We start from the raw sequence: 24,238 nt of genomic DNA on the forward strand, positions 1-24,238 counted from the left end.
ATGCAAAAAAACGCTGAGGTTACTTATAAATGGCGATTGTCATTAGTCGCCATTTCTATTGTTATCTGTATGGCGACAATAGATACCGCTATAGTCAATACGGCGCTTCCTGTTATTTCACGGGAACTAGGTTCAAATCCTTCCAGCGCAGTATGGATTATTAATGCATATCAAATGATTATGATATCTATGCTACTGCCCTTAGCTTCGCTTGGCGAAGTTATTGGATATCGTAGAGTATATATAACTGGGCTTAGCGTCTTTCTTGTCTCATCATTAATGTGTGGTCTGTCAAATAGTCTGTTTTTTTTGATACTGTCACGTTCATTGCAAGGATTCGGCGCGGCAGCGATTATGAGTGTTAATACCGCACTTATTAAATTCATCTACCCCCCAAATAAACTGGGTCAAGGGTTAGGTTTTAATGCACTTATTGTTGCTGTTTCGTTCACTATCGCGCCATTGATTTCTGCTGCGATTTTATCCATTGCTCGCTGGGAATGGCTGTTTTTTATTAATATTCCTGTTGGTTGTATGGCTCTGATACTCTCAGCTATTTATTTGCCTAAGGAGCAACACAACGACCATTTGCCAGTAACGAAATTTGATTGGTTCGCAGCAATGCTTTGCTTTCTGTTATTTTTATTCTTTATTCTGGGGTTTGGAGAGCTAACGCATCAAGGGTATTGGCCGGTGGTATTACTTGAGTGGTCAGTCACCCTTGTTTTTTCCATCCTACTGGCATACAAACAATCAACGCATCCCTCACCCATATTAGCTATCGACCTGCTGCAGTCTGCTAACCTTCTACTCTCTTCTCTTACTTCAATATGTGCTTTTACCGTACAGGGGTTAGCATTTGTTTCATTGCCATTTCTGTTTCTAACGGTATTACATAAAAATCAAATTGAGACAGGGTTACTTATCACCCCCTGGTCTGCGATGGTCGCGGTTATGGCACCAATTGCAGGGCGACTTTCTGACCGTTATAAAAGTGAAATTCTCAGCGGTGCCGGTCTACTTATTCTGATGGGAGGAATGGTCTCTCTCGCAATGGTATCAGACTCCTCCTTTATGTTTGGCACAGGAGTCAAAATGGCGATTTGTGGCATTGGATTCGGCTTGTTTCAGTCACCGAACCTGCGGGCTATAATGGGCTCCGTACCAGCCGCCAGAAGTGGAAGCGCAAGCGGTATTGTCGCTATATCCCGATTGCTTGGTCAAACGTTTGGCGCTGGGCTTGTCGCACTGTGCCTAAGTATATTTCCAGGCGAAAACATAACAATTGTACTCTGGATAGGCGGTGGTGTTGCAATGGGTGGGTTTATTATTTGTACTCTCCGCTGGGTGCTTAGCCTAAATCGTGAGGCGATAAAATAAAGCCAACAACTTTGATACTCATCATGAAATTTTGGGGGGGGGCGGCATGAATTTTGTATTAATACCCGGGTTTATGACTGACCGGGCCTTATGGCGCGATATGGAAGAGAGTATTCGTTCTCTGGGAGAAATTATCTATGGTGATTTATCCTATGGACAGAGCCTACAAGAGATGGCGCTGAGTAATATTGCTGTATTACCAGATCGGTTTATTTTGGTTGGATTTTCTTTAGGCGGCTATGTTGCGCGCTGGATAGCATCGCTGGTCCCGGAAAGGATTGATGCAATGATATTGATTGCCTCTTCAAATAAACCCGATGACGTTAATCTCATGACTGCGAAACACCTAACAGCAAAAATGGTCAATACCGTATCTTTTGGCGGTCTGAGTACGGCGACGATACGCTCATCGCTGCATGATTCAAATAAAAAGAATACAACGCTAATTGAGTTTATACGTTCGATGAGCCTGCGATTAGGTCCGGATGTTTTTGTTCGACAATTGCAGTTACAGCGTAACAGCCCAGTCAGTTTGACAGGAACTGTTAATTTTCCCGTATTGATAGTGGCTTCTGCCAGTGACGAGCTCAGAACACTCTCTGAGGCTGAGGCGCTGCATTCTGACTATCCTGCATCAGTATTACATGTTATTGAGAATGCTGGCCATATGCTGCCTCTTGAGCAACCTGACAAACTAATGCAGGTAATAAAAGAGTGGCTTCACGATACGGGGATAATCTAACTGAGGCGTGCTTTGGATTTGCAGGAAAAATGCTGGACAAGTGGGGATATGAAAGGGGGGCCGTATAGACTTTCCCGGCCGGGATCTCCGACGGACAATGCCATAGTGGAGTCGTTCAATGGCAGGCTGCGACAGGAATGTCTGAACGAGAACGGGTTCATGTCTCTGGAGGAAGCACGGTGCAAAATCAAGGCCTGGCGCATACACTATTATAACCAGAGGCGTCCCCATTCTGCACTGGGCTGGATGACGTCATCCGAATTCACTGAGAAGACTGCCGGTTAGCAGAATATACAGCCAACATGAAGCCGGTAATTCCTGATTACGACTGGATCATATTCGGGGTCAGGCTCATATGAAGACATAACTAATATCGATGTGCATTAATCAACGGGGTGCAGGTCAAAAAGGGTAAGCAGCGATACTTTGTTTAGTTCTCTGCTTTGTTAAAGGCCGATGATAACAAAACTGCCAGAGTTTGCTTCCACCGGACTTGATAAGCAACGTCAACCCTGCATCATCGTATATCTGGTAATCGGTATCTTTAGGTTTGGCGGCTTTGATCTCCGTATCGGTTAACGGCTTGGTTTATCTTGCCATGGGGAGTCTCCATGCGTTTAGGCCCAACGAAAACATTGGAGCTTTTCGTTGGGCCAATCAATAGGCCTAAAAGGTTCGGATTTAATGAGTTTTCTTCGGACTTCGCGGGACAAATTGCAGACACAAAAAAGCCCGCAGGGCTTACGCCGTGCGGGCTCTCAGGACTTCATCGGATGACTCTGGTAATCACCGATGGAGAATTTTGGTGGAGCTGGCGGGAGTTGAACCCGCGTCCGAAATTCCTACATCCTCGGCACTACATGCTTAGTCAGTCTTTACATTCGCTTGCCAGCTGCGGACAGACACGCCACTAACAAACTAGCCTGATTAGATTTAACGCTTCAACCCCAGGCAGGGCATCCACGCGATCTCTTTTGGGTTTGACCTCTCTTTGATCCCCGTCTTAAGAGCGGAAGCTAGGGAGAGAGGGCTCAGAGCAGGTTATTAAGCTGCTAAAGCGTAGTTTTCGTCGTTTGCGACTATTTTTTGCGGCTTTTTACGAGGCCAACCGCCCCTCGGCATGCACCTTGGGTTTCGCAAATCCCGTCGAATCCAGAATCAGCCCCAATGTGTAGGTCAAGTATAACAGATTTGTGAATGTCGTTACCAGCCCCATCACGCAGGATTATTTCAGCAGGGTGGACGAAAAATCAGCATCAACAAGGATATAGCGTAAGGGCCAGCGAGAGCTGGCCCTCGGGGAGGGGAAATTAACGTCCGGCGTGCTTCATAATACGCGCCTTATCCAGCGCCCATTCACGATCTTTCAGGTCGGTACGCTTGTCGTGCTGTTTCTTACCTTTGGCGACGCCGATTTTCACTTTGCACCAGGCGTTCTTCCAGTACAGCGACAGGGCGACGACGGTGTAACCTTCGCGGTTAATGCGGCCGTACAGCGTGTCCAGCTCACGCTGGTTGAGCAGCAGCTTACGGGTGCGCGTCGGGTCGCAGACATAGTGGGTGGAAGCCACGGCCATAGGCGTAAAGTTGGCGCCGAACAGGAAGGCTTCGCCATCCTTCAGGATGACATAGCTATCGCCGATGTTGGCTTTGCCTGCACGCAGGGATTTGACTTCCCAGCCCTGCAGGGCGAGACCAGCCTCGTATTCATCTTCGATAAAGTATTCGTGACGGGCGCGTTTATTCAGCGCAATGGTGGCTGATCCAGGTTTGTGGGCTTTTTTCTTAGTCATAATGTCCTGAAGTCATCGTCTTATACACAGTTACCTCGATCGCATCCTGCGAGGTGTACTGCGCATCTTAGCACGAGTTGCGGCACAGCGTTTTTTTTAGCAGCAGATAAATGATATTATTTGCACTGTGTTTAAATGTGGAACCTGCTATGCCTCAGATTAGCCGTACTGCGCTGGTGCCTTTCAGCGCGGAACAGATGTATCAACTGGTAAACGATGTGAAGTCCTATCCTGATTTTCTGCCAGGCTGCACCGGTAGCCGCGTGCTGGAATTGGGGCCGACGCAAATGACGGCGGCGGTTGATGTGTCCAAAGCCGGCATCAGTAAGACCTTCACCACACGCAATACACTGACCAGCAACCAGAGCATTTTGATGAGCCTGGTGGATGGCCCGTTCAAGAAGCTGATTGGCGGCTGGAAGTTTATTCCGCTGAGCCCCGAGGCCTGCAAAATAGAATTCCATCTCGATTTCGAGTTTACCAATAAACTGATTGAGATGGCTTTTGGCCGGATCTTCAAAGAGCTGGCCGCTAACATGGTGCAGGCGTTCACTTCGCGCGCCAAAGAGGTTTACAGTGCCGGCTAATATTCGTGTTGAAGTCGCCTACGCGCTGCCTGAAAAGCAGTATCTGCAGCGGGTCACCCTGGACGAGGGGGCGACGGTCGAGCAGGCGATTATCGCCAGCGGTCTGCTGGCGCTGCGTGATGACATTGATCTGGCGAAAAACAAGCTGGGTATCTACAGTCGTCCGGTAAAGCTGCATGACGAAGTTCACGACGGCGACCGGGTCGAAATCTATCGACCGCTGATCGCAGACCCGAAAGAGCTGCGTCGCCAGCGGGCAGAGAAAAGCGCCGCAAAGTAACCTGCAGCAGACCGGCTATCAGCCATAAAAAAAGCGCTCACCGAGCGCTTTTTGCTTTTCCGGGCCTTACTGACTGGTCAGCGCGGGCTTGTTATCAATGTTAGTCAACACACCGCCGCTGTTGAAGGTCAGGGTCAGGGTCTGCTGAGTCACTTTCTGGTGGCCCGGCTCCTGACGGAAGACATAGAACCAGGTATTGGTGCCGAACGGATCCGTCATCATTGGCGTCCCCAGAGCATAAGCTACCTGCTGTTGCGTCATACCGACACGAATTTTTGCTACATCGTTTGGTGCCAGATAGTTACCCTGGTTGATGTCAGGACGGTAAACCACTCGTTCCAGAGTGGAACAGCCTGCGGTCAACATAAGAAGAACCGCTGCGGCAGCAGTCAGCGTTTTACAGCGCATAGTGATTTGATTCCTTTTTGGGCCCGAGCAGTACGTGGCTCATCTGTAATATGCCGATAATAATAGACCTTCGCGCCGTTGGAAACCTCCGGCTGCAGGTCAGCAGGCAATTTGCTGTTCACTATGACCCTGTGAAAATCAAAAAGTTTACGCCGCAAGCAACTCTTTCGCGTTCGCCAGGGTGTTGCGCGTGACTTCGCTGCCGCCCAGCAGACGGGCCAGCTCCTGCAAGCGAGCCCGTTTATCCAGCGGCTGCATATGGGTTTCGGTCATCTCGCCATCGGTCTCTTTGCAGACAAAGAAATGATGGTGGCCGCAGCCTGCGACCTGCGGCAGGTGGGTCACGCACATCACCTGCGTGGACTCGCCCAGCTGGCGCAGCAGCTTGCCGACCACGGCGGCGGTCGGGCCGCTGATACCGACGTCCACTTCGTCGAAAATCAGCGCTGGGGTTTCCATTTTACGCGCGGTGATCACCTGAATCGCCAGCGCAATGCGCGACAGTTCGCCGCCGGAGGCCACTTTGGCGATTGGCTGCAGCGGCTGACCGGGGTTAGTGGTGACGCGGAACTCAATATGGTCGGCGCCGTCGGCGGTGAGATGGCGTTCATCGAACGCGACCTCAATCGCGAAGACCCCGTGCGGCATCGAAAGTGAGTGCATACTTTCGGTGATAAGCTGGGTCAGCTCGTCGGCGCTGGCCTGGCGCAGGGCATGCAGCTGGCGCGCGGTCTCCAGCGCCAGCTGATGATGTTCGACCACCTGCTGGCTGAGGGATTCCAGCGAGCCGGCGCTGTCGTCCAGCAGGCGCTGCTCTTCCAGCATCGCCTGATAAACCGCCGGCAGCTCTTCCGGCATCACCTGATGTTTACGCGCCAGCGCGATTTGTCGGGAAATCCGTTGCTCAAGTTCAAACAGACGGTTCGGATCGAGATCCAGACGGTCATGGTAGTGGCGCAACTCGTCGCTGGCCTCGCTGAGCTGAATGGCCGCCTCTTCCAGCATATCCAGGACGCCGGAAAGCTTGCTGTCCATGCCCACCAGCTCGCTGACCAGCTGCTTCGCGGTATAAAGCTGGCTCTGCAGATTGGCCTCTTCGCCGTCCGCCAGTACCGTAAGGGCGTGCTGGCAGGTGCTGAGCAGCTGGCCGCTGTTGGCCAGGCGCTTGTACTCTTCGTCAATCTGCTCAAACTCTCCCGCCAGCGGGTTAAATTCGTTCAGTTCTTTAAGCTGGTACTGCAGCAGATCGGCGCGGGCGGCACGCTCCTGGCTCTGCTGCTGATGCTGGGCCAGCTCGCGGCAGCTCTGGTGCCACTGGCGATAGTGCTCGGCCATACGCTGAGTGAGCGCATACTCACCGGTATAGCCGTCGAGCAGCGTTTTCTGGTGTTCGGGTTTGGTCAACAGCTGGTGCGCATGCTGGCCATGGATCTGGATCAGCAGCTGGCCCAGCTCGCGCAGCTGCGAGAGCGGGACGGCGGTGCCGTTGATGAAGCCGCGCGAGCGGCCGTCGGCGCTGATCACCCGGCGAAGTAAACACTCACGCCCGCTTTCCAGCTGGTTCTCTTCCAGCCAGCGCTGGGCGGCCGGGGTATCTTTCAGCGCGAAGCGCGCGCACAGGTCGGCACGGGTAGCGCCGCGACGCACCATGTCGGCTTCCGCTCTGCCGCCGAGGCACAGCCCCAGCGCGTCGATGGCAATGGATTTCCCGGCGCCGGTTTCCCCGGTGATGGCGGTCATACCGCTGTGGAAATCAATTTCCAGTTCACGAACGATAGCAAAATTACTGATGGTGAGTTGCGCCAACATAGCTGCCTTCCTGTATGAAAAACCAATACTGTGTTTTCGTACAGTATAGACTGGTTTTTTATCCAGTAAAGAGGCAGCGATGTAAATCAGAACAATTTTTTCGACCAGCCGAGCTTGGTGCTTAATGTATTGAAATAGCTGTAGTCTTTGGGATGAATCAGATTGAGGTGGTAATCGCAGCGGCGGATGAGGACATCTTCGCCATCCTGGATCGGCAGGGCAATCTGACTGTCGCAGCTGATCTCCAGATCGCTGCAGCGGTGAGAGAAGCGCAGGCGGATGGTGCTGTCGCCGTTGATCACCAGCGGTCGCGCCGAGAGGGTGTGCGGGAACATCGGCACCAGGGTGATGGCGTCCAGCGACGGGGTGAGGATCGGGCCGCCGGCCGACAGCGAATAGGCTGTGGAGCCGGTCGGGGTGGATATTATCAGGCCATCGGAGCGCTGGGAGAAGGCGAAGACTTCATCGATATAGACTTCGAACTCAATCATATGCGCCACTTTGCCGGGGTGCAGCACCACTTCGTTGATGGCGGTGCTGATGCGTTTCTGGCAATCCTGCTGGCACACCTGGGCCTCCAGCAGAAAGCGTTTCTCGGCGATGTAGTGGCCTTCCAGCACGTCGGCGAGCTGCTGCAGGGCGTTGTCCGGGTCAAGGTCGGTGAGAAAGCCGAGGTTGCCGCGGTTAATGCCGATGACGTTAATGTCGTAACGGGCCAGGGTCCGCGCCGCGCCGAGCATATTGCCGTCGCCGCCCACCACCACCGCGAGATCGGCCTGTTGGCCAATCTCCGCCAGCGTGCCGGTTTTCACGTTGCTGAGCTGAAGTTCATGGGCGATCTGCTGTTCAACCAGCACTTCATACCCTTTGCTGCACAGCCAGCGCCAGAGCATTTCATGTGTGGTCAGGGCGGTGGGGTGACGAGGATGTCCCACAATGCCGATACACTTGAAATGGTTCTTCATGATCTGGATGTCCTTGCGTTAAATGAAATAGTGACAATCTGTCCGCTTCCCTTGAAACCCGGAAACTGATCCCCATAATAAGCGAAGTTAGCGAGATGAATGCGAAAAAAACGCGGAGAAATTCATGAGTAGTAAAGAACAGAAAACGCCTGAGGGGCAAGCCCCGGAAGAAATTATCACGGAGCAGCACGACGACGTTGAGGCGGTAGAGCCTGAAGTTTCGGCTGAGCAGGTGGATCCGCGCGATGAAAAAATTGCGAATCTGGAAGCCCAGCTGGCTGAAGCGCAGAAACGTGAACGTGAAGTGATGCTGCGTGCCAAAGCCGACGAAGATAACCTGCGTCGTCGTACCGAGCAGGATATCGAGAAAGCGCACAAATTCGCGCTGGAAAAATTCGTCAATGAACTGCTGCCGGTAATCGACAGCCTGGACCGCGCGCTGGAAGTGGCTGACAAGGCTAACCCGGAGCTGGCGCCGATGGTGGAAGGGATCGAACTGACCCTGAAATCTATGCTGGACGTAGTGCGTAAGTTCGGCGTGGAAGTGATCGCCGACACCAACGTTCCGCTGGATCCGAACGTCCACCAGGCCATTGCGATGGTCGAGTCTGAAGATGTGGCGGCGGGCAACGTGCTGGCCGTGATGCAGAAAGGTTATACCCTGAACGGCCGCACCATTCGCGCCGCGATGGTGACGGTAGCGAAAGCGAAATAACGCTTGCTGCCTTGCTCAACGGCTGCCTGCGGGCGGCCGTTTTTTGTGTCATCGCTCCCGGCGCGAGATAAAAAAACGGCGGGCCGCAGCCCACCGTGATATTACTTCCTTCGCTCGCGCTACTCCGCGACGCTCTCGCGTAATGATTTCACCGGCATCACTTTCACCTGTTTGATCATGTTGTCCTGCACGTCGAGGATATCTATATCGTACTGCTCAATGCGCACGCGGGTGCCCGGGACCGGGATCTCTTCCAGCGCTTCGAGGATAATACCGTTGACGGTGCGTGCTTCATCTTCCGGCAGGTGCCAGTTAAACGCTTTGTTGATTTCGCGAACGTTGGCGCTGCCGTCGATAATCACCGTGCCGTCGTTAAGCGGGGTCACTTCCTCCGCCAGGGTGGGTGACATGGAGGTGGTGAAGTCGCCGACAATCTCTTCAAGAATATCTTCGACGGTGACAAGCCCCTGAATATCGCCGTATTCATCGACCACCAGACCGACTTTCTTTTTATTGCGCTGAAATTTCACCAGCTGGGTGCTGAGCGGCGTGCCTTCCGGCACAAAGTAGATCTCATCTGCCGCCCGCAGCATGATCTCTTTTGTGAACTCTTTCTTCTCCGTCATCAGACGGTAGGCTTCGCGAACGCGCAGCATGCTGATGGCATCGTCCAGCGAATCGCGGTAGAGCACGATGCGGCCATGCGGGGAGTGGGTCAGCTGGCGGACGATAGATTTCCAGTCATCATTGATATCGATGCCGACAATCTCATTGCGCGGCACCATGATGTCGTTAACGCTGACCTTCTCCAGGTCCAGCACCGACAGCAGCATATCCTGATTGCGTCGTGAGATTTGTGAACGGGATTCATTCACAATCGTGCGCAGTTCATCTTTGCTCAGGGCGCTGCTGATGACGGTATCGGTGCGGATGCCCATCATGCGCATCAGTATGCGGGTGATGGTATTCAGCAGCCACACCAGCGGCATCATCAGCACCTGCAGGGGCGCCAACAGGAAGCTGCTGGGGTAGGCAACCTTTTCCGGATAGAGGGCGGCGATGGTCTTCGGCAGCACTTCGGCAAATACCAGCACCACAAAGGTAAGTACGCCGGTGGCGATCGCGACGCCGGCGTCGCCGTACAGGCGCATGCCGACGATGGTGCCCAGCGCCGAGGCGAGAATGTTGACAAGGTTATTGCCGATCAGCACAAGGCTAATCAGGCGGTCCGGCTTGCGCAGCAGCTTCTCCACGCGCTTGGCGGGGCGGTTGCCTTGTTTCGCCATGTGGCGCAACCGGTAGCGGTTCAGCGTCATCATGCCGGTTTCGGAGCCGGAGAAATAGGCAGAGATAATCACCATGACGATCAGCGTTATGATCAGCGTGGTGGTGGAGATATGTTCCACGTAGGATTCCTTAAAAGACTTAGCTCACGAACTGTTGCAGCACGCGGCTACCAAAATAGGCCAGCGTCAGCAGACCGGCGCCAGCGACGCTGAACCAGACCACGCGACGTCCGCGCCACCCTTCATGATAGTGGCCCCACAGCAGGACGATATAGACGAACCACGCAATAATCGACAGCACCGCTTTATCAATGTTTTCGCTGCTGAACAGATTGTGCATATAGAACAGGCCGCTGCACAGCGTCAGAGTCAGCAGCACTACGCCGACCTGAGTGATGTGGAACATTTTGCGCTCAATGCTCATCAGCGGCGGCATTTCGCTGCTGAAGGCCAGCTTTTTGTTCTTTAACTGGTAGTCGATCCACGCCAGCTGTAGCGCATACAGCGCGGCAATGATCAGCGTGGCGTACGAGAAGAGCGACAGGCCGATATGCACCAGCATCCCCGGAGTGGTTTCCAGGTGGGTGATATATTCGTTAGGCACGAAGGTGGCGAAGGCCAGGTTGATCAGCGCGAAGGCATAGACGATAGGCAGCAGCAGCCAGCCGCGATTGCGCGAGGCCACGATAGTCATCACCGTACAGATCATCAGGCTCACCAGCGACCCGACGTTCAGTAAGCTGAGGTTTTGCCCGCTCTCGCCGCCGGGGAATATCCGTGCTTCCAGCGCAAAAGCATGGCAGATCAACGCGATAGTCGCAGATAAAATCGCCATTCGCCGCCAGCTGCTGTTTTTTTGCAGCAAGCCGGGGATAATCAGCGCGAGGCTGACGGAGTAGGCGACAAGGGCGAGTAGAGCAAAAACAGGCATAGGTGTCGGCTGTTGGCTAAATAAGAAAGAGAAGCAGTATAACGTCAGCAGGCCTCTGCTCCAACCGTTGCAGCACATTCAGATTGATGTCGTGTTATACTCCGCCACATTCGTTTTGTGTGTCGCTGCGGCGACCAACCGTTTCCACCTCAGGCGAGAGACAATGTTTGATAATTTAACCGATCGTTTGTCGCGTACGCTGCGCAACATTAGCGGCCGCGGACGCCTTACAGAAGACAATATTAAAGACACCCTGCGCGAAGTGCGCATGGCGCTGCTGGAAGCGGACGTTGCGCTTCCGGTGGTACGGGACTTCATCAGCCGCGTCAAAGAGAGCGCGGTCGGCCATGAAGTCAATAAAAGCCTGACCCCGGGTCAGGAGTTCGTCAAAATCGTCCGCAACGAACTGGTGGCGGCGATGGGCGAAGAGAACCAGACCCTCGACCTGGCGGCGCAGCCGCCGGCGGTGGTGCTGATGGCGGGCCTGCAGGGGGCTGGTAAAACCACCAGCGTCGGTAAGCTGGGGAAATTCCTGCGCGAGAAGCACAAGAAGAAAGTGCTGGTGGTCTCCGCGGACGTTTACCGCCCGGCGGCGATCAAACAGCTGGAGACCCTGGCCGAGCAGGTCGGCGTCGACTTCTTCCCGTCCGACGTCGGGCAGAAGCCGGTTGATATCGTCAACGCGGCGCTGAAAGAAGCGAAGCTCAAATTCTACGACGTGCTGCTGGTGGATACCGCCGGTCGTCTGCACGTTGACGAAGCGATGATGGACGAAATTAAGCACGTCCACGCCGCCATTAATCCGGTTGAAACCCTGTTCGTCGTCGATGCGATGACCGGCCAGGATGCGGCGAATACCGCCAAAGCCTTTAACGAAGCGCTGCCGCTGACCGGCGTGGTGCTGACCAAAGTGGACGGCGACGCCCGCGGCGGCGCGGCGCTGTCGATTCGCCATATTACCGGTAAGCCGATTAAATTCCTCGGCGTCGGCGAGAAAACCGAAGCGTTGGAACCGTTCCATCCGGACCGCGTCGCCTCCCGCATCCTCGGCATGGGCGACGTGCTGTCGCTGATCGAAGATATCGAGAGTAAAGTCGACCGCGCGCAGGCCGAGAAGCTGGCCTCCAAGCTGAAGAAAGGCGACGGCTTCGACCTCACCGACTTCCTGGAGCAGCTGCGCCAGATGAAAAACATGGGCGGCATGGCCAGCCTGATGGGCAAGCTGCCGGGTATGGGCCAGATCCCGGACAACGTCAAAGCGCAGATGGACGACAAAGTGCTGGTGCGTATGGAAGCGATCATCAACTCGATGACCCTGAAAGAGCGCGCTAAGCCGGAAATCATCAAAGGTTCACGTAAGCGCCGTATCGCCGCCGGCTGCGGGATGCAGGTGCAGGATGTGAACCGTCTGCTCAAGCAGTTCGACGACATGCAGCGCATGATGAAGAAGATGAAGTCGAAAGGCGGCATGATGAAGATGATGCGCGGGATGAAAGGGATGATGCCTCCAGGTTTCCCGGGCCGTTAATACGCGTCATAATTCAAGCCGCAGATGCGTTGGCTGCGTTCGTTCACCCCGGTCACGTACTTGTGTACGCTCCCGGGGATTTACTCACTGGCCGCGTGATTCGGCCATTCGGCCTCACCCCTTCGGGGCCAGCGCAAGCGCTGTTCAAAACGCTTTCGCGTTTTGTCCTGCAACTCGAATTATTTAGCGTATGTAGTTTTGAATTGATTTTTGCACAGAAATCAGTAAAATTTTCGGGCTTTTAATATGACACCGGGCTCCGTTCCTCGATGGGGCCCGGTTGTTTTATTCACACAAGAGGATGTTATGGTAACTATTCGTTTAGCACGTCACGGCGCTAAAAAGCGTCCGTTCTACCAGGTTGTTGTCACCGACAGCCGTAATGCACGCAACGGTCGCTTCATCGAGCGCGTTGGTTTCTTCAACCCGATCGCTAACGGTGCGGAAGAAGAAACTCGCCTGGATCTGGATCGTATCGCTCACTGGGTTGGCCAGGGCGCTACTGTTTCCGATCGCGTTGCCGCGCTGATCAAAGCCGCTAACAAAGCAGCTTAATCTGTCACGGTGGTCATGATGAGCAAGCAACACACCGCACAAGCACCTGTTGATCCGATCGTATTGGGGAAAATGGGTTCTTCCTACGGTATCCGTGGTTGGCTCAGAGTGTTTTCCTCCACCGAAGACGCCGAAAGCATTTTTGACTATCAGCCCTGGTTAATCCAGAAGGCGGGTCAGTGGCAGGTTGTTGAGCTGGAAAGCTGGCGCCACCACAATCAGGACATCATCATCAAGCTGAAAGGCGTTGACGATCGTGATGCCGCGAATCTACTGACTAATTGCGAAATTATCGTGGATTCATCGCAGTTGCCGGAGCTGGAAGAGGGTGACTACTACTGGAAAGACCTGATGGGCTGCCAGGTAGTGACGACGGAAGGCTATAGCCTCGGTAAAGTCATCGATATGATGGAAACCGGGTCTAATGACGTGCTCGTCATCAAGGCAAACCTGAAAGATGCATTTGGTATCAAGGAGCGGTTGGTTCCGTTCCTCGATGGGCAGGTTATCAAGAAAGTCGATCTCACTACGCGTACTATCGAAGTAGATTGGGATCCTGGTTTTTAAATTCTCCGGATAAACGGTAAAAGACGGCGCTATGTGGATTGGCATAATTAGCCTGTTTCCTGAAATGTTCCGCGCAATTACCGATTACGGGGTAACTGGCCGGGCAGTAAAAAATGGCCTGCTGAGCATCGAAAGCTGGAGTCCTCGCGACTTCACGCATGACCGGCACCGTACCGTGGACGATCGTCCTTACGGCGGCGGACCGGGGATGCTAATGATGGTGCAACCCTTACGGGATGCCATTCATGCAGCAAAAGCCGCGGCAGGTGAAGGCGCGAAGGTGATTTATCTGTCACCTCAGGGACGCAAGCTTGATCAAGCGGGCGTCAGCGAACTGGCAACGAATCAGAAACTGATTCTGGTGTGCGGTCGTTACGAAGGGATAGACGAGCGCGTAATCCAAACCGAAATTGACGAAGAATGGTCAATCGGCGATTACGTTCTCAGCGGTGGTGAGTTACCGGCAATGACGCTGATTGACTCCGTTTCCCGGTTCATTCCGGGAGTACTGGGCCATGAAGCATCGGCAACGGAAGATTCCTTTGCTGATGGGTTGCTGGATTGCCCCCACTATACCCGTCCTGAAGTGTTAGAAGAGATGGAAGTACCGCCAGTATTGCTGTCGGGAAACCATGCTGAGATACGTCGCTGGCGTCTGAAGCAGTCGCTGGGCCGCACCTGGCTTAGAAGACCTGAACTTCTGGAAAACCTGGCTCTGACTGAAGAGCAAGCAAAGCTGCTGGCGGAGTTCAAAACTGAACACGCGCAACAGCAGCATAAACATGATGGGCAGGCGTGAGCCCCCAATATCAGTTTACCCAGGATAAGAGATTAAATTATGAGCAACATTATTAAGCAACTTGAACAAGAACAGATGAAGCAGGACGTACCTTCCTTCCGTCCGGGTGATACCGTGGAAGTGAAAGTATGGGTTGTTGAAGGTTCCAAAAAACGTCTGCAGGCATTCGAGGGCGTGGTTATCGCTATTCGTAACCGCGGTCTGCACTCTGCATTCACTGTTCGCAAAATTTCCAACGGCGAAGGCGTTGAGCGTGTCTTCCAGACTCACTCTCCGGTAGTTGACAGCATTGCTGTTAAACGTCGTGGTGCTGTACGTAAAGCTAAACTGTACTACCTGCGTGAGCGCACTGGTAAGTCTGCTCGTATCAAAGAGCGTCTTAACTAAGATTCGCTTTCGCGACATCCTGACAAAAAGGGCTGGCCTCAGGGCCGGCCCTTTTTTTATCTTTGTTGTAACCATCGTGATTTAAATCATTTACAATACGCCCTCTATTCGGAGGGGCGGTGGTCAGTAACAGTTTTCAGCAAACGACACCTAAACGGCGAGCCGCCTGGCTGGCGCTGTTGGCGATCCTGCTGATCGTGGTGGCCCCCCTGATCTCCGTCTCCCTGCAAAAAGACCCTATGAGCGCCATGCCCGGCATGCACCACGCCATGATGATGGACAGCTCGCCAGCGAGTATGGCGCAGATGCCCGGCCACGATATGGCGATGATGCACAGCACAGACGGCGCTACGCCTACCGGACACGAACTGCCGCTGGACCATGCCGAAGCCTGTGGCTATTGCGTGCTGTTAGCCCATGTCCCAGGGCTGATTTTCGCGCTGGCGCTGTTCGTCGCCATGCTCCTGCGGCGCATTCGCCTGCCGGCTTCTCGCCCGGTATTAAAACACTGGCGCTACTTTCCCTGGCTCTACCCCGAAACCCGCGCCCCGCCGCGGCTGTCTGCTTTTTCCCTTTCATAAAAATCAATCTGCGCACCGCGCAACGACCTCTTTTGCTTTAAAAAAAGGAAAAGTATGACAACCTGCACCTCGCGCGCGGCATGGCTGAACCTGCTGCGTCGCCTCCATTTCTATATCGGGCTGTTTATCGGACCGTTTATCTTTGTCGCAGCCCTGACCGGTACGCTTTATGTGGCGACGCCGCAACTGGAAAACTGGCTCTATCACGATGCGCTGTATGGCCTTCCCGAAGGCACCCCGCAACCGCTCAGCGCCCAGATTGCGCTGGCCGAGGAAGCGACCCAGGGTAATCTGCGGCTGCTGGCGGTGCGTCCGGCCCCCGCGGTGGGCGAGACCACCCGCATTATGTTTGCCGATCCGCGTCTCGGGGAGTCGGAATCCCGGGCCATTTTTGTCGATCCGATCGCGCTGCGGGTGAAGGGCGATATGACGGTCTACGGCACCAGCGGCATCCTGCCGCTGCGTCAGTGGATTGACTATGCGCATCGTTCGCTGCTGTTGGGCGACAGCGGGCGGCTCTACAGCGAACTGGCTGCCTCATGGATGTGGGTGGCCGCGCTGGGGGGCATTGCCCTGTGGGCGATGACGCGTCCAAAACGGCGGATCAGTAACGCCCTGCAGAATCATCGTCGGCTGCACGTGACGCTGGGCTGGAGTTTACTGCTGGGCATGCTGCTCTTCTCCGCCACCGGCCTGACCTGGTCGCAATGGGCCGGCGGCAATGTTGATAAAATGCGGGCGGCTTTCGGCTGGTGGACGCCGCAGGTCAATACCCTGCTGCACGGTGAGGCACCGATGGCACACGATCCCCATGCCGGGCATCACAGGGAGGCGATGGCCATGACCCAGCATCAGCCCGCGCAGTTTGACCGGGCACTGGCGGTGGCCCGTCAGGCGGGGCTGAACGCCAGCCGGCTGGAGATCCGTCCCCCGGTATCAGACGGACGCGCCTGGACGGTGAATGAGATCGACCGCCGCTGGCCGACGCAGGTGGATGCGGTAGCGATCGATGGCGCCACGATGGAGGTGGTGGATCGCACCCATTTTGCCGACTTTCCTCTGATGGCGAAACTTACCCGCTGGGGCGTCGATTTCCATATGGGGATCCTCTTCGGTCTGGCGAATCAACTGCTGCTGGTGGGGTTTGGCTGTGCGCTGTGCGTAACCATCGCCGTGGGGTACCGGCTGTGGTGGATGCGCCGTCCGCCTCAGGCCGTCTGGGATCCGGCGCATTCGCTGCTGCGGGCGTGGCTGTCGCTCGCCTGGCCTGCCCGTGGGCTGGTGCTGGGGATAGCGTTAGCCCTGGGTCTGGCCATGCCGTTGATGGGCATCAGCCTGGTGTTGTTCATTGCCGTTGACTACCTGCGCTGGCGCGCGGCAACGGCAATGAGGATGGCGAAGTCCAGCGATTAAGCGGACGTTTACGGCGTGCTGATGACCACCGTAACCCGGCGGTTTTCAGCGCGCCCGGCCGCGGTGTCGTTGCTGGCGATCGGGTATTTTTTGCCAAGGCCGCGGGTGACTAAATTACTGCGCGGGATATGGGCGCCTTCCGCCCAGGCATCGGCTACGCTGTTGGCCCGCTTAAGCGACAGGGCTTCGTTATAGCTATCCTCACCATAATTATCGGTGTGGCCTTCAAGGCGGCTATGCGTTATCCCGGTTGTCGCCAGCCGCGAGGCCATTTGGGTGATCTGCTGGCGGCTGTCGGGACGTAGTCGGTAGTCATTCTTGTCAAACAGGATGCTATCGGATAAGCCCAGGGACCAATCGCCGTTGCTTTCAGTGAAGCCGTAAGATTTCATCGCCGCCACCTGCTCGGGGGTAAATTTTCCCTGAGGAGCCTGGCAACCTGTCAAAAGCGCCGCCGCCATCAGGGCGGGGGCGAAATATTTCGTGATCATAATGCGTCCTTTATTATTTCAGCGTCTGCTGGATACGTTGGTTTTTCATCCGATACATATTCTGATCGGCAAGTTCTTGCAGTGATTCCGCAGTGGCGTGCTCCCACGCCAGGGCATAACCGACACTCAGCGAGAGCGTGGCGCTATGGCCATTGTGCAGATTGAATGGCGGAAGAAATTGTTCCGACAGCGCCTGGCACAGGGCCTGGACTTCTGCTTCCGAGCGCACCTCGCGCAGCAGAACGGCAAACTCATCGCCGCCGAGACGCCACGCCAGATGGCGTTTACCGGCGAAAGTCATCAGGCGGCTGGCGACTTCCATCAGCACTTTATCGCCCGCCGCATGTCCCCAGTTGTCATTGATCAATTTGAAGTTATCGCCATCGAGAAACAGTAACGCTGAGGTCTGGTGATCCACTTCATTTTTCATCAGCTCGGCAAGCGCGTTGCGAAAGGCGGCGCGGTTAGCCAGGCCGGTCAACGGATCGTGTAACGAGCTGCGCAACAGCTGAGCATTTTTGGCCTGCAGCTGGCGCTGCCAGTCCTCCATCTCCCCCAGCAGACTGTTAAAGTCCTGGGCAAACAGATGGAACTCCTCGATACGCTCCTCCGGCACCCGCCGGGAGAAGTGGCGGTTTTCGCGAATATCATGCACGACCTCGGTGATGCTCTGCAGGGCGGCGACGATCCCCCGGTGCAGGGAGTGGGTCAGCAGCAGGCCGATAAACGAGGCGAGCAGAATGCTGCCTGTCAGTACCAGAATCGAGATGCCCAGAAAGTGGCTAATTAGTTCATCAAGCGCGGTTAGTCGCAGCTCGCCGATTTGTTTGCCCTGGTGCCAGATGAGCTGCACCGTGGGCTCCGGAAACAGCCATTTACTGATAAGGCCGCTCACTTGTTCTTTGTTGGCCAGCGGTTCGTGGCGCCATGCGGCGAAGGGCTGCTTCTGGCCGTTGAGCACGATTGCCTGGGAAATCTGCCCTTGCTTCCCCAGCGAAGCGAGGGTCTCCTCTGCTGCCGCGCTGTCGCCAAACACCAGGGCGGCTTCGAGACTGCGGCCCATGGTCGCGGCAGTGAGCTCAAGGTTTTTCTGCGCGTACTGCTTGAGCGTGAAGATAGAGGCCGTGCTCAGCAGCAGCCAGACCAGCGTCATGGAAATCACCACGCTTATCACGCTAATGCGACGCAGCGCGCGTTTGAACGTCGGGCGCGATGTCTGTGAAAAGTCCTTATTCATGTGGTTTCTTCCGGGCAAGCATCAGGACGTCCGGGTTAACCCGAACCCCGCTGTGCGTCAGAACGTCCAGATTAACGGAGAAGCGGACCCTGTCGTCGTTGATGATCAGGCAAAACGCGCTACCAATTGAGCAATCCGTATTTTGTTCTGCGATGAGTAACAGCGGCCTCGAGCCATAGCGGCGAGTTAATTCCGACTGTTGGGTCGGCGATTCGCTGCCAAAATAAAAACCATCGCAGGTTGTTTTTAACGCTTCTTCACTATTACGTACTATCACCGGTTGATAGGGCAATGCATCCGGATCTTCATGAGCCAGGCTATGGGTGAAGCGTGATGAGGCAAAAATGCACAGCTTCGGCGCCCCTGTTAATGACGGCCAACGGGTATAGGTCACGATCCCGGAAACAATCGCGCGAACATGTTCTGAAGGTCCGGCAGCAAAAACAGGAGATACCGCGATGAGAAAAAATACAGTCAATAAAAGACGGTGTAATACTGTCATTAACGCTTCCGTCAAATTCGCCCTGGCGCGGGAAAAGCCGCTGCCGATGCCCGGCGAAGAATATCACTGATAGCAAAACCCGTCATTAGATGCGCCCTTTGCTTTGGGACAAATCTCACCAGGATTTTTCGTAATGCCGATGGCTCTGATGAGCCATTTTGGCGCGATTTCGCTATGTGTAAATATTTTTGTACGTTTAACGCCGTGGTAAGTGCCAATTAATTTATTGGTGTAAAGTAAAATTTACGTAATATGGATTGAATTCTTTACTTTGTATGGTATCGTTACGTCATGCCCGCTGAGGCAACCCCTATCGCAAACGAGCTACACAGGATCGCAATCATGCAAAAAGACGCGCTGAATAACGTACATATTACCGACGAACATGTGTTAATGACCCCGGAGCAACTGAAGGCGGAATTCCCCCTGAGCGTTGAACAGGAAGCGCAGATCGCGCACGCCCGTGAAACCATCTCCGATATCATCGCCGGCCGCGATCCGCGCCTGCTGGTGGTTTGCGGTCCTTGCTCCATTCACGATCCGGAAGCTGCGATCGAATATGCTCGTCGGTTTAAAGCCCTTGCCGCAGAGGTCAGCGATAGCCTCTATCTGGTGATGCGCGTCTATTTTGAAAAACCCCGTACTACCGTTGGCTGGAAGGGGCTGATTAACGACCCGCATATGGATGGTTCGTTTGATGTTGAAGGCGGCCTGAAGATTGCGCGTCGTCTGCTGGTCGAGCTCGTGAATATGGGACTGCCGCTGGCGACGGAAGCGCTGGATCCCAACAGCCCGCAGTACCTTGGGGATCTGTTCAGCTGGTCCGCCATCGGCGCGCGAACCACGGAATCTCAGACGCACCGCGAAATGGCCTCTGGTCTTTCCATGCCGGTAGGCTTTAAAAATGGCACCGACGGCAGCCTGGCCACGGCCATCAACGCCATGCGCGCCGCGGCGATGCCGCACCGTTTCGTCGGTATCAACCAGGCCGGGCAGGTCTGCCTGCTGCAAACGCAGGGTAACCCGAACGGCCATGTGATCCTCCGCGGCGGTAAGGCGCCAAACTACGGTCCGGACGATGTGGCGAAATGCGAAAAAGAGATGGCGCAGGCGGGACTGAAGCCGTCGCTGATGGTAGATTGCAGTCATGGGAACTCCAATAAAGATTTCCGCCGCCAGCCGGCCGTGGCTGAATCCGTTGTCGCGCAGATTAAAGATGGCAATCGCTCCATTATCGGCCTGATGATTGAGAGTAATATCCACGAGGGCAATCAGTCCTCTGAACAGCCGCGTGAGGCGATGAAATACGGCGTTTCGGTAACGGATGCCTGCATCAGCTGGGAAACCACCGATGCGCTACTGCGTGAACTGGATAAGGATCTCCGCGGCCACCTGGCGGCCCGTTTGGTGTAAGAGGAAAGTATGGTTGCTGAACTGACCGCGTTACGCGATCAAATTGATGAAGTAGATAAAGCGTTGCTTAGCCTGCTGGCTAAGCGCCTGGAACTGGTGGCCGAAGTCGGCGAGGTGAAGAGCCAGTATGGCCTGCCGATTTACGTCCCGGAACGCGAGGCGGCGATGCTCGCCTCCCGGCGAGAAGAGGCGGCTGCGCTCGGCGTTCCGCCGGATCTGATCGAGGACGTTCTGCGTCGCGTGATGCGCGAATCCTATTCCAGCGAAAACGACAAAGGCTTCAAAACCCTTTACCCGAATCTGCGGCCGGTAGTGATCGTCGGCGGCGGCGGGCAGATGGGGCGTCTGTTTGAGAAGATGTTAACGCTGTCCGGCTATCAGGTGCGCATTCTGGAAAAAGAGGACTGGGCGCGGGCGACGGATATCGTCGCCGATGCCGGCATGGTCATTGTCAGCGTGCCGATTCACACCACCGTGGAGACGATCGCCAGGCTGCCGCCGCTGCCGGCGGATTGCATTCTGGTCGACCTTGCCTCGGTTAAAGCAGAGCCGCTGCAGGCGATGCTGGCGGCGCATCAGGGCCCGGTACTCGGCCTGCACCCGATGTTTGGTCCGGACAGCGGCAGCCTTGCCAAGCAGGTGGTGGTCTACTGCGATGGCCGCCAGCCAGAGGCCTATCAGTGGTTCCTCGAGCAAATTCAGGTCTGGGGCGCGCGCCTGCATCGCATCAGCGCGGTGGAGCACGATCAGAACATGGCCTTTATTCAGGCGTTGCGCCACTTTGCCACCTTCGCCTATGGGCTGCATCTGGCGGAAGAGAATGTGCGCCTTGAGCAGTTGCTGGCGCTCTCGTCACCCATTTACCGGCTGGAGCTGGCGATGGTGGGCCGTCTGTTTGCCCAGGATCCGCAGCTCTACGCCGACATTATTATGTCTTCGGAAAACAACCTGGCGCTGATTAAGCGCTACTACCAGCGGTTTGGCGAGGCGATCGGTCTGCTGGAGCAGGGCGATAAGCAGGCGTTTATCGATAGCTTCCGTAAAGTCGAACACTGGTTTGGCGATTACGCCCAGCGTTTCCAGAGCGAGAGCCGCACGCTGCTGCGTCAGGCGAACGATAATCGGCAGTAAAGCGAAAAAGGTGTATACAATAAAGCCAGCGACCGCTGGCTTTTTTTATAGGGATGACAACGATGGCTGAACCACAACCGCTGTTTGACTACACCGGATACCTGCCGGAATGCCCGACCTGGAGCGAGGCAGAGCAGGCCCTCTACTGGGCCGATATTATGGAATGTGAAATTCACCGCTACGATACCCGCAGCGGCGAACACCAGGTGCTGCAATTTCCGGAGGAGGTCGGCTGTTTTTCCTTGCGCGAGAAGGGCGGGTTTATCGTTGCATTGCGCAGCGGTATCTGGCTGACCGACGCCCACGGTCTGCTACGGCGTAAAGTCTGCGATAACCCGAGCAATCCGGAACTGGCGCGGTTTAACGATGGCGGGACCGATCGCGATGGGCGCTTTTATGCCGGCACCTTCTGGGGCCCGGGGGATTATAACGGCGCGCTGCTGATGCGGGTCGATAACGACCTGAAGCCGACGGTGATCCAGTGTGACATCCATGGCGCCAACGGTCTGGCGTTTAGCGCCGACCGGCGCTGGATGTATACCTCCGATACGCCGAACGCCGTGATCTACCGTACGCCGCTGGATGAGCAGGGTGAGCCTGGCCGGCGCGAAGTCTTTCGCCGTTTTCAGCCTGGCGAAGGGATACCGGACGGGGCGGCGATTGACGTGGAGGGGTGTTACTGGAGCGCAATGTTTGACGGCTGGCGGATCGCCCGTTTCTCTCCGCAGGGTGAGGAGCTGGAGTCCTACCCGATGCCGGTACGTTGCCCGACGATGGTCTGCTTTGGCGGGGCGGATATGCAAACGCTCTATATCACCACCACCCGGGAAAACATGGAGGACGATGAGTTGGCGCAGTATCCGCTGTCCGGCGCCATCTTCACCCTGCCGGTGGCGGTGGCAGGGATGAAGAAATTACCGTTCCGCGAACGTTAAACCGGATCCACCGGCACGACGTTTTCGCTGGGGTAGCAACCGAGAACCTTCATGGAGCGGGTGATCTCCGCCAGCTCCTTCAGCGCCTTGCGCATGGGCAGCGAGTCCAGGTTTGCCTGAATATCGAGATAAAACATCTCTTCCCACGGATTGCCATGGATGGGGCGAGATTCCAGTTTGGTCATGATCAGATTGTGATTGCGCAGCACCAGTAAGGCTTCCACCAGGGCACCCGCCTGCTGACCGGTCGCCATTAACAGCGTGGTCTTCGCCGGAACCTGATCGGAGACGTTTACCGATTTGCGCGCCAGAACGAGGAAGCGCGTAATATTCTGCGTCTGGTTGGCCTGGCAGTGCTCCAGCACCTGCAGGCCGTACAGAGCGCCGCCCGCTTCGCTGCCCAGCGCCGCGACGGTCGGGGCGTTCGCCTGCGCGACTTTTTCCATCGCCGCTGAGGTGCTCTCGGTATATTCAATCTTCCAGTGCGGGTAGCGACTCAGATACTGGCTACACTGCTGGAACGGTTGCGGATGGCTGTAGACGGTCTGAATTTTATCGGCATCCGTCGAGGTGCTGACCAGTACGCAATGATCGATAGGGATCGTCAGCTCGCCTACGATCGACAGGCTGGTGTGCTGCAGCAGATCGTAGACATCGTTGATCCCGCCGGAGCTGGTGTTTTCAATCGGCACTACGGCGTAATCGGCCTGGCCGGTTTCCACCTGATTAAAAATATCGGCGAACTTCGCGCAGCCGCTTTCAATAAACTGCTCAAAGTGGCGAGCGGCGTACTGACGCGCCGCCAGATGCGAATAAGAGCCTTTGGGACCGAGGAACGCCACGCGAGCCGAATGCGGGTTAATTTTATTCAAATGCTGCTGCAGCAGGGTTTGCTGGGTCAGTACAGAGTCTTCGATAATCAGCTGGAACAGGCGGGTGATGTAATGAGCGTCCAGATTATGGCGCTTGCCGAGGGTCATCAGACGCTCCAGCAGATCGCGTTCGCGGTCAATATCACGCACCGGGCGATGGGAGGCCAGTTTGGCTTTACCAACCTCAACAGCCAGCCCGCGACGCTCCGCCAGCAGAGCAAGCAGTTTCTCATCCAGCGCGCTTATCTTGTCGCGCAGCGCCAGTAATGGGTTTTCCTCGGTCATAGATGTTGCCTTTGTTGTTATCCAATAAAAAAGGCCTCCCGGGTGGGAGGCCTTATTGTTCGTCTTCGCATTCTTTCTTATACGACGAATTGCCTCCCGGTCAGGGGAAGGTAAAAAAGAATGCGAAGAAGAACGGGACGAGTTTCATGATGAATTCCTTTAAGTAGTGGGGATTACAGTACCTGTACTGTTTTCACTCTGTCAATAAAAAACGCGCCCGAAGGCGCGTGGCATGACACAACTTAAGTTAAGGATTACTCTTCTTCTTCCACAAAGCCTGCCTCTTTCACCGACGTCGCGGCGCGGCGGGCTTCCCCTTTGTGTTGCACTTTATTGAGCTGCCGTTCCAGCTTGTTGATCAATTCGTTAATGGCGGCGTACATATCTTCATGACGCGCACTAGCAACCAGATGGCCGTTTGGCGTGTTGATGGTTGCATCAGCGATAAAACCCTGCGGCTCCTTAGACAGAATGATGTGCGGGTTAATTAAATGAGTTTGCCACTTATCCAGTTTGGCGAGACGGTCTGCGACATGCTGGCGGATTGCCGGAGTAATTTCCATTTGTTTACTGGTAATGTTCATTGTCATAAATTTTACCTCTTGTCTTTCCCGTCTTGGTGAATCCAGCATACCTTTCCTAATGT

At 55.2% G+C, this 24,238-nt stretch carries 27 protein-coding genes, 1 other RNA gene, 2 pseudogenes and 1 other annotated feature; of the genes and pseudogenes, 16 read left to right on the forward strand and 14 right to left on the reverse strand.

The features are described from left to right. From ACQUTP_RS15010 to ACQUTP_RS15020, 3 genes and pseudogenes are all read left to right on the forward strand, one after another. Entirely contained in the window at positions 1-1,380 is a 1,380-nt protein-coding gene (locus tag ACQUTP_RS15010) for an MFS transporter (RefSeq protein ID WP_285756430.1), read from the forward strand. A gap of 46 nt (positions 1,381-1,426) precedes the next feature. Beyond that, positions 1,427-2,122, forward strand: coding sequence for an alpha/beta fold hydrolase (locus tag ACQUTP_RS15015; protein WP_043521400.1), 696 nt, complete (start codon positions 1,427-1,429; stop codon positions 2,120-2,122). 17 nt (positions 2,123-2,139) lie between these two features. Then, positions 2,140-2,407 (forward strand): annotated as a pseudogene (locus ACQUTP_RS15020) (integrase core domain-containing protein); the annotation flags it as partial. Between the two features lie 123 nt (positions 2,408-2,530). Here ACQUTP_RS15020 and ACQUTP_RS15025 read toward each other — a convergent pair. From ACQUTP_RS15025 to smpB, 3 genes and pseudogenes are all read right to left on the reverse strand, one after another. Next, positions 2,531-2,710 (reverse strand): annotated as a pseudogene (locus ACQUTP_RS15025) (integrase arm-type DNA-binding domain-containing protein); the annotation flags it as partial. A gap of 215 nt (positions 2,711-2,925) precedes the next feature. After that, positions 2,926-3,288: a transfer-messenger RNA gene (gene ssrA, locus ACQUTP_RS15030) on the reverse strand. Positions 3,289-3,432: 144 nt separating this feature from the next. Then, positions 3,433-3,915 carry an SsrA-binding protein SmpB gene (smpB, locus tag ACQUTP_RS15035; RefSeq protein ID WP_002914164.1) on the reverse strand — a complete coding sequence of 161 codons (483 nt, stop codon included), beginning with the start codon at positions 3,913-3,915 and terminating at the stop codon, positions 3,433-3,435. A gap of 149 nt (positions 3,916-4,064) precedes the next feature. On the opposite strand from smpB, the gene ACQUTP_RS15040 reads away from it, so the two are divergent. Together ACQUTP_RS15040 and ACQUTP_RS15045 are read left to right on the forward strand one after the other, a co-directional pair. After that, on the forward strand, positions 4,065-4,502 hold the full coding sequence (locus ACQUTP_RS15040; protein WP_004174798.1) for a type II toxin-antitoxin system RatA family toxin: 438 nt from the start codon (positions 4,065-4,067) through the stop codon (positions 4,500-4,502). Next, positions 4,492-4,782: an RnfH family protein gene (locus ACQUTP_RS15045; protein ID WP_004145682.1), complete on the forward strand. Its 291-nt coding sequence runs from the start codon at positions 4,492-4,494 to the stop codon at positions 4,780-4,782. Before ACQUTP_RS15040 ends, ACQUTP_RS15045 begins: the two co-directional genes overlap by 11 nt. Before the next feature lie 66 nt (positions 4,783-4,848). On the opposite strand, the gene bamE is transcribed toward ACQUTP_RS15045, so the two are convergent. From bamE to nadK, 3 genes are all read right to left on the reverse strand, one after another. Beyond that, the gene (gene bamE / locus ACQUTP_RS15050) at positions 4,849-5,190 is read right to left on the reverse strand and encodes an outer membrane protein assembly factor BamE (protein WP_002914160.1); all 342 of its coding nucleotides are present in this window, start codon (positions 5,188-5,190) and stop codon (positions 4,849-4,851) included. Between the two features lie 147 nt (positions 5,191-5,337). After that, positions 5,338-6,999: a DNA repair protein RecN gene (gene recN / locus ACQUTP_RS15055; RefSeq protein WP_004206849.1), complete on the reverse strand. Its 1,662-nt coding sequence runs from the start codon at positions 6,997-6,999 to the stop codon at positions 5,338-5,340. 86 nt (positions 7,000-7,085) lie between these two features. Beyond that, positions 7,086-7,964 carry an NAD(+) kinase gene (nadK, locus tag ACQUTP_RS15060; protein WP_002914158.1) on the reverse strand — a complete coding sequence of 293 codons (879 nt, stop codon included), beginning with the start codon at positions 7,962-7,964 and terminating at the stop codon, positions 7,086-7,088. A 124-nt stretch (positions 7,965-8,088) separates the two neighbouring features. Here nadK and grpE point away from each other — a divergent pair, with 124 nt between their 5' ends. Further along, a complete protein-coding gene (gene grpE / locus ACQUTP_RS15065) occupies positions 8,089-8,679 on the forward strand; it encodes a nucleotide exchange factor GrpE (protein WP_004174800.1) in 591 nt (196 codons plus the stop codon). A gap of 119 nt (positions 8,680-8,798) precedes the next feature. Here the strand turns inward: grpE and ACQUTP_RS15070 are convergent, their stop codons facing one another. Together ACQUTP_RS15070 and ACQUTP_RS15075 are read right to left on the reverse strand one after the other, a co-directional pair. Next, positions 8,799-10,085: an HlyC/CorC family transporter gene (locus tag ACQUTP_RS15070; RefSeq protein WP_004149392.1), complete on the reverse strand. Its 1,287-nt coding sequence runs from the start codon at positions 10,083-10,085 to the stop codon at positions 8,799-8,801. Positions 10,086-10,104: 19 nt separating this feature from the next. Next, positions 10,105-10,896 carry a cytochrome C assembly family protein gene (locus ACQUTP_RS15075; protein ID WP_002914153.1) on the reverse strand — a complete coding sequence of 264 codons (792 nt, stop codon included), beginning with the start codon at positions 10,894-10,896 and terminating at the stop codon, positions 10,105-10,107. Between the two features lie 163 nt (positions 10,897-11,059). On the opposite strand from ACQUTP_RS15075, the gene ffh reads away from it, so the two are divergent. From ffh to ACQUTP_RS15110, 7 genes are all read left to right on the forward strand, one after another. After that, positions 11,060-12,424 (forward strand): signal recognition particle protein, encoded by a 1,365-nt coding sequence (ffh, locus tag ACQUTP_RS15080; RefSeq protein ID WP_002914152.1) that lies wholly within the window; start codon positions 11,060-11,062, stop codon positions 12,422-12,424. Between the two features lie 306 nt (positions 12,425-12,730). After that, complete coding sequence (rpsP, locus tag ACQUTP_RS15085; protein WP_002914149.1) at positions 12,731-12,979, forward strand: 30S ribosomal protein S16; 249 nt, start codon at positions 12,731-12,733, stop codon at positions 12,977-12,979. An 18-nt stretch (positions 12,980-12,997) separates the two neighbouring features. Beyond that, positions 12,998-13,546 (forward strand): ribosome maturation factor RimM, encoded by a 549-nt coding sequence (rimM, locus tag ACQUTP_RS15090; protein WP_004150977.1) that lies wholly within the window; start codon positions 12,998-13,000, stop codon positions 13,544-13,546. Between the two features lie 31 nt (positions 13,547-13,577). Further along, on the forward strand, positions 13,578-14,345 hold the full coding sequence (trmD, locus tag ACQUTP_RS15095; RefSeq protein WP_002914147.1) for a tRNA (guanosine(37)-N1)-methyltransferase TrmD: 768 nt from the start codon (positions 13,578-13,580) through the stop codon (positions 14,343-14,345). 39 nt (positions 14,346-14,384) lie between these two features. Further along, positions 14,385-14,732: a 50S ribosomal protein L19 gene (rplS, locus tag ACQUTP_RS15100; protein ID WP_002914145.1), complete on the forward strand. Its 348-nt coding sequence runs from the start codon at positions 14,385-14,387 to the stop codon at positions 14,730-14,732. Positions 14,733-14,851: 119 nt separating this feature from the next. After that, positions 14,852-15,313 (forward strand): DUF2946 domain-containing protein, encoded by a 462-nt coding sequence (locus ACQUTP_RS15105; RefSeq protein WP_004206848.1) that lies wholly within the window; start codon positions 14,852-14,854, stop codon positions 15,311-15,313. Positions 15,314-15,367: 54 nt separating this feature from the next. Then, complete coding sequence (locus tag ACQUTP_RS15110) at positions 15,368-16,726, forward strand: PepSY-associated TM helix domain-containing protein (RefSeq protein WP_004206847.1); 1,359 nt, start codon at positions 15,368-15,370, stop codon at positions 16,724-16,726. A gap of 8 nt (positions 16,727-16,734) precedes the next feature. On the opposite strand, the gene ACQUTP_RS15115 is transcribed toward ACQUTP_RS15110, so the two are convergent. The 3 genes from ACQUTP_RS15115 to ACQUTP_RS15125 are packed head-to-tail and all read right to left on the reverse strand — an operon-like array spanning position 16,735 to position 18,956. Further along, a complete protein-coding gene (locus tag ACQUTP_RS15115; protein WP_017900643.1) occupies positions 16,735-17,217 on the reverse strand; it encodes an OmpA family protein in 483 nt (160 codons plus the stop codon). 13 nt (positions 17,218-17,230) lie between these two features. Next, positions 17,231-18,454, reverse strand: a complete 1,224-nt coding sequence (gene dgcN / locus ACQUTP_RS15120) for a diguanylate cyclase DgcN (RefSeq protein WP_062913707.1) — start codon at positions 18,452-18,454, stop codon at positions 17,231-17,233. Further along, positions 18,447-18,956: a YfiR family protein gene (locus ACQUTP_RS15125; RefSeq protein WP_017900644.1), complete on the reverse strand. Its 510-nt coding sequence runs from the start codon at positions 18,954-18,956 to the stop codon at positions 18,447-18,449. The genes dgcN and ACQUTP_RS15125 overlap by 8 nt, the downstream gene beginning before the upstream one ends. 342 nt (positions 18,957-19,298) lie before the next feature. Here ACQUTP_RS15125 and aroF point away from each other — a divergent pair, with 342 nt between their 5' ends. From aroF to ACQUTP_RS15140, 3 genes are all read left to right on the forward strand, one after another. Further along, a complete protein-coding gene (aroF, locus tag ACQUTP_RS15130) occupies positions 19,299-20,369 on the forward strand; it encodes a 3-deoxy-7-phosphoheptulonate synthase AroF (RefSeq protein ID WP_004206844.1) in 1,071 nt (356 codons plus the stop codon). Between the two features lie 9 nt (positions 20,370-20,378). Further along, positions 20,379-21,500 carry a bifunctional chorismate mutase/prephenate dehydrogenase gene (tyrA, locus tag ACQUTP_RS15135; protein ID WP_004206843.1) on the forward strand — a complete coding sequence of 374 codons (1,122 nt, stop codon included), beginning with the start codon at positions 20,379-20,381 and terminating at the stop codon, positions 21,498-21,500. A 62-nt stretch (positions 21,501-21,562) separates the two neighbouring features. Continuing rightward, entirely contained in the window at positions 21,563-22,435 is an 873-nt protein-coding gene (locus ACQUTP_RS15140; RefSeq protein WP_004206842.1) for an SMP-30/gluconolactonase/LRE family protein, read from the forward strand. Here the strand turns inward: ACQUTP_RS15140 and pheA are convergent. From pheA to raiA, 3 genes are all read right to left on the reverse strand, one after another. Further along, positions 22,432-23,592 (reverse strand): bifunctional chorismate mutase/prephenate dehydratase, encoded by a 1,161-nt coding sequence (gene pheA, locus ACQUTP_RS15145; protein ID WP_049092790.1) that lies wholly within the window; start codon positions 23,590-23,592, stop codon positions 22,432-22,434. The two genes, ACQUTP_RS15140 and pheA, sit on opposite strands and share 4 nt — an antisense overlap. 24 nt (positions 23,593-23,616) lie before the next feature. Beyond that, positions 23,617-23,741 (reverse strand) — a sequence feature (Phe leader region). Continuing rightward, positions 23,693-23,740 (reverse strand): pheA operon leader peptide PheL, encoded by a 48-nt coding sequence (gene pheL, locus ACQUTP_RS15150; RefSeq protein ID WP_100250063.1) that lies wholly within the window; start codon positions 23,738-23,740, stop codon positions 23,693-23,695. Its footprint overlaps the feature before it by 48 nt. Positions 23,742-23,846: 105 nt before the next feature. Further along, positions 23,847-24,182, reverse strand: coding sequence for a ribosome-associated translation inhibitor RaiA (raiA, locus tag ACQUTP_RS15155; RefSeq protein ID WP_002914111.1), 336 nt, complete (start codon positions 24,180-24,182; stop codon positions 23,847-23,849). Positions 24,183-24,238 lie beyond the last annotated feature (56 nt).

The organism is Klebsiella sp. 2-CIP_Kleb., assembly GCF_050378715.1.
Classification (GTDB): Bacteria; Pseudomonadota; Gammaproteobacteria; order Enterobacterales; family Enterobacteriaceae; genus Klebsiella; species Klebsiella quasipneumoniae.